This window comes from Streptomyces sp. URMC 123 (assembly GCF_051386515.1).
In the GTDB taxonomy this organism is placed as follows: Bacteria; Actinomycetota; Actinomycetes; order Streptomycetales; family Streptomycetaceae; genus Streptomyces.
The window spans coordinates 1-4,733 of the sequence record NZ_JBPQTV010000421.1 but is presented as its reverse complement, the minus strand read 5'-3'; the positions used below and the strand labels follow the sequence as shown (position 1 = coordinate 4,733).

Genomic DNA, 4,733 nt, shown 5'->3' with positions numbered 1-4,733 from the left:
CCCCGTACGAGCCCCCCGCGCCCGCCGTCGGCCCCGTACGGTCTCGGGCACCCCTCGTACGAGCCCGCCGCGGCGGACCCGCTCAGCGCTCGAAGCGGTAGCCCATCCCCGGCTCGGTGACGAAGTGCTTGGGGTGCGAGGGGTCGTTCTCCAGCTTGCGGCGCAGCTGCGCCATGTAGACCCGCAGATAGTTGGTCTCCGTGCCGTAGGAGGGCCCCCAGACCTCCTGGAGGAGCTGCTTCTGGCTGACCAGCCGGCCGGCGTTGCGCACCAGCACCTCCAGCAGGTGCCACTCGGTGGGGGTCAGCCGCACGTCGCGCCCCTCGCGGTGGACCTTCTTGGCGGCGAGGTCGACGGTGAAGGCCGCGGTCTCGACGACCACGGTCTCCTCCGCCCCGGCGGCGGGCTCGGCGCGCCGGACGGCCGCCCGCAGCCGGGCCAGCAGCTCGTCCATGCCGAAGGGCTTGGTGACGTAGTCGTCGGCGCCGGCGTCCAGCGCCTCGACCTTCTCGTCGGAGGTCTGGCGGGCGGAGAGCACGAGGATCGGCACCCGGGTCCAGCCGCGCAGCCCCTTGATCACCTCGACGCCGTCCATGTCGGGCAGCCCCAGGTCGAGGACGACGACGTCGGGGTGGCGGGCGGCGGCCAGCTGGAGCGCCGTGGCACCGTCGGGGGCGGCGTCCACCTCGTACTTGCGCGCCTTGAGGTTGATGACGAGCGCGCGCACGATCTGCGGCTCGTCCTCCACGACCAGCACCCGTACCGGGGCCGGGGCGTGGCCCCCCGAAGCCTGCTGCATCACGCCTGCGCCTGCCTTTCCGTCGTCTCCGTCGTCGTCACTGCCCCGTCGGGCTCACGATCGCTGTCGTGTCCGGCCGGCGCCGGACCCCTGCCGTGCCCGGCCCGTGGCGGGCCACTGCCGCGTCCGGCCCGCGCCGGACCACCGTCGAGTCCGGCTCCTGCTGACCGCACTGCCCGGGGGCCGGCCGCCCCGGTCACGCCTTGTGGCCGTCGGATCACGTGACGGCCTGGGCGGGGAGGTCCACGGGGGCCGGGGGCCGGCCCGCGGCCATCCGCAGGGTGAGCACCATGGTCATGCCGCCGCCGGGGGTGTCCTCGGCGGTCAGCGTGCCGCCCATCGCCTCGGCGAAGCCGCGGGCGACGGCCAGGCCCAGCCCCACGCCGGCGCCGCGCGGGGCGTCGCCGTAGCGCTGGAAGGGTTCGAAGATACGGTCCTTCTCGCCGTCGGGGACGCCCGGCCCGCGGTCGACGACCCGGACCTCCACCCGCTCGCCCAGCGCGCTCGCCGCGACCAGTACGGGCTTGCCCTCGGGGCTGTACTTGACCGCGTTCTCGACGACGTTGGCGACGCTGCGCTCCAGCAGCCCCGGGTCGACGGCGACCATGGGCAGCGCCTCGGGGATGTCCAGCAGCACGCTGCCCTCGGGGACGCCGCCGAGCGCCATCGGCACCACCTCGTCGAGGTCGACCTCGCGGATCAGCGGGGTGACGGTGCCGGTCTGCAGCCGGGACATGTCGAGGAGGTTGCCCACCAGGTGGTCGAGGCGGTCCGCGCCCTCCTCGATGGCGGCCAGCAGCTCCGCCTCGTCCTCCTCGGACCAGGCCACGTCGTCCGAGCGCAGCGAGGTGACGGCCGCCTTGATGCCGGCGAGCGGGGTCCGCAGGTCGTGCGAGACGGCGGCGAGCAGGGCCGTTCTGATCCGGTTGCCCTCGTCCAGCTCCCGGGCCCGCTCGGCCTCCCCCACCAGCCGCTGGCGGTCGAGCACGCCGGCCGCCTGGGCGGCGAAGGCGGCGAGCACGCGGCGGTCCTCGGCGGGGAGCACCCGGCCGGAGAGCGCGAGGGCCATGCGGTCGCCGACCGGCATGTCGACGTCGGCGTCCTCGGGGCGGGTGATGGGCCGGGCATCGCCGGCCGCGGCCGCGCAGGTCCACGGGTCGACGTCGCTGGCGCGCTCCAGGAGCGCCACCGACTCCATGGCGAAGGTCTCGCGGACCCGCTCCAGCAGCTCCTCCAGGCTGTCCTCGCCGCGCAGCACGCTGCCCGCGAGGAAGGAGAGTATCTCCGACTCGGCGCGCAGCCGGGCGGCCTGGTGGGTGCGGCGGGCGGCGATGTCCACCACGGAGGCCACGGCCACCGCCACCGCGATGAAGATCGCCAGGGCGACGATGTTCTTGGGGTCGGTGATCGTGAGGGTGTGGGTGGGCGGGGTGAAGTAGTAGTTCAGCAGCAGCGACCCGACGGCCGCGGAGGCCAGGGCGGGGAACAGCCCGCCCAGGAGCGCGGCGACCACCGTCAGGAACAGGAAGAGCAGCACGTCGTTGGCGAGCCCGGGGTCCGGGTCCATGCCGGTGAGCAGCAGCGACAGCAGGACGGGGCCGACCACGCCGGTGAGCCAGCCGGCCACGATGCGGGCCCGGCCCAGCCGGGCGCCGCGGGCGACGGGCAGCCCGCGCCCCTTGGCCACCTCGTCGTGGGTGACGATGTGCACGTCGAGGTCGGGGCCGGAGTCCCGGGCGACGGTCGCCCCGACCCCGGGGCCGAAGACGTACTGCCAGGTCTTGCGGCGGCTGGAGCCCAGGACGATCTGGGTGGCGTTGACGCCGCGGGCGAACTCCAGCAGCGAGGCGGGCACGTCGTCGCCTATGACGTGGTGGAAGGTGCCGCCGAGGTCCTCCACCAGGGTGCGCTGGACCGCGAGCTCCTTGGGCGAGGCGGAGGTCAGCCCGTCGCTGCGGGCGACGTAGACGGCGAGGATCTCGCCGCCGGCGCCCTTGGTGGCCATCCGGGCGGCGCGCCGGATGAGGGTGCGCCCCTCGGGGCCGCCGGTGAGGCCGACGACGATGCGCTCGCGGGCCTGCCAGATGGTGGAGACGCTGTGCTCGGTGCGGTACTGCTGGAGGTACTCGTCGACGCGGTCCGCGGTCCACAGCAGCGCCAGCTCGCGCAGCGCGGTGAGGTTGCCGGGGCGGAAGTAGTTGGAGAGCGCGGCGTCGACCTTGTCGGGGGCGTAGATGTTGCCGTGCGCCATCCGGCGGCGCAGCGCCTGGGGCGACATGTCGACCAGCTCGATCTGGTCGGCGCGGCGCACGACCTCGTCGGGGACGGTCTCGCGCTGGCGCACGCCCGTGATGGACTCGACGACGTCGCCCAGCGACTCCAGGTGCTGGATGTTGACGGTGGAGACGACGTCGATGCCGGCCTGGAGCAGCTCCTCCACGTCCTGCCAGCGCTTGCCGTTGCGGGAACCGGGCACGTTGGTGTGGGCGAGCTCGTCGACGAGGGCGACGGCGGGCCGGCGCTCCAGTACGGCGTCGACGTCCATCTCGGTGAAGAGCGAGTCGCGGTAGGTCAGCTCCTGGCGCGGGATCTGCTCCAGGCCGTGCAGCATGACCTCGGTACGGGGGCGGCCGTGGTGCTCCACGAAGGCCACCACGACGTCGGTGCCGCGCTCCATGCGGCGGTGCGCCTCGGAGAGCATGGCGTACGTCTTGCCCACTCCCGGTGCCGCGCCGAGATAGATCCGAAGCTTGCCGCGTCCCATGGCCCCATTTTCCCGTCCGGGCCGATCATTCGCCCTGGCGTTCGCCGCACATCGCTGCGCGCTGTCGACTGTACGACCCATGAATCCGGCAAAAGGGGCGGGAGGCGGGATCACGGTGCGTATTTGACGCATCTCTGATGCCCGCCTCCGTGGGCTTCCGGCGGACCGTCTCGGCCCGGCCGCCTGTCCGCTCGGCCGTCCGCCCGTCCGGCCCCGGGCTCAGGCCGGCTGGCCGACCAGTACGTCGGCGAGCCGCGCCAGGCGCTTGATCGTGCGGCCCTCGGTGGCGAGCGGGGCGGGCTCGACCCGCTCGGAGCGGTCGTAGTACGCCCCGTTGACGATCTCGGTCGCGGGGTCGCACAGCCGCACCACGTGCGCGGCGCCCTCGGCGGCCGACGCGCCCTCCAGCCCGTACAGCGGCAGCAGCGCGGTGTCGCAGACGCCCGGGTGCACGCTGACGGCCGTCACCCGCGGGTCGGCGGCGAAGACGGTGAGCGCGAGCTGGGACTGCGCGTAGGCCGCGAGCCGGGAGTAGCGGCGGGACCGGTGGGGGTCGCTCCACTGGATGGAGGCGGTCCGGTGCAGGGACGAGGAGACGTTGACGACCCGCCCGCCCGGACCGCTGGTGAGCGGGCCCTCCAGCAGGGAGGTGAGGAGGTAGTGGGCGAGGAAGTTCACCTGGAGGGCCAGCTCGTTGCCGTCCTCGGTGACGGTGTGCCGCTCGGGGGCGGCCACGGCGGCGTTGTTGACCAGCACGTCGAGGCGCGGGTGCTCCTGGGCGACCCGGCGGGCCAGCTGCTCGACCTCGCTCAGCCGGGTGAAGTCGGCGGCCATCGGGCAGAACCGGCCGGCGTCGATGCCGCCGGCGGTGAGCCGGTCGATGGCGGCCCGCCCCTCCTCGGCGGTGCGGGCGTGCAGCAGGACGGTGCAGCCGCGCTCGGCGAGCAGACGGGCGGTCTCGTACCCGATGCCGGAGGTGGCACCGGTGACGAGCACCGTGCGGGCGGAAAGGGCTGACTCGGACATCGCTCATCCCATACGGGTGTCTGGGTGCGGTGGTGGGTTCGCGGTACGCGATCGGTCGCGCGGCGCCGTGCCGTACGAGCCGGCCGTACGGGCGGGGGGACCGGCCGCACCTGCGGAAGGACGGAAGGAGAAGAAAGGCGGGCG

Annotated in this window: 3 protein-coding genes; all 3 read right to left on the bottom strand. The window is 74.1% G+C overall.

What is annotated here, in order from left to right; translation table 11 throughout:
* Window positions 1-82 precede the first annotated feature (82 nt).
* On the bottom strand, window positions 83-799 hold the full coding sequence (locus tag ACSNOD_RS28555; RefSeq protein WP_436769965.1) for a response regulator: 717 nt from the start codon (window positions 797-799) through the stop codon (window positions 83-85).
* A 217-nt stretch (window positions 800-1,016) separates the two neighbouring features.
* Window positions 1,017-3,563: a DUF4118 domain-containing protein gene (locus ACSNOD_RS28550; RefSeq protein ID WP_436769964.1), complete on the bottom strand. Its 2,547-nt coding sequence runs from the start codon at window positions 3,561-3,563 to the stop codon at window positions 1,017-1,019.
* A gap of 219 nt (window positions 3,564-3,782) precedes the next feature.
* On the bottom strand, window positions 3,783-4,589 hold the full coding sequence (locus ACSNOD_RS28545) for an SDR family NAD(P)-dependent oxidoreductase (RefSeq protein WP_436769963.1): 807 nt from the start codon (window positions 4,587-4,589) through the stop codon (window positions 3,783-3,785).
* Window positions 4,590-4,733 lie beyond the last annotated feature (144 nt).

Bases quoted from the DNA above. Each gene is read 5' to 3' on its own strand.
- ACSNOD_RS28555 (WP_436769965.1), bottom strand. From the start codon at position 799: ATGCAGCAGGCTTCGGGGGGCCACGCCCCGGCCCCGGTACGGGTGCTG.
- ACSNOD_RS28550 (WP_436769964.1), bottom strand. From the start codon at position 3,563: ATGGGACGCGGCAAGCTTCGGATCTATCTCGGCGCGGCACCGGGAGTG.
- ACSNOD_RS28545 (WP_436769963.1), bottom strand. From the start codon at position 4,589: ATGTCCGAGTCAGCCCTTTCCGCCCGCACGGTGCTCGTCACCGGTGCC.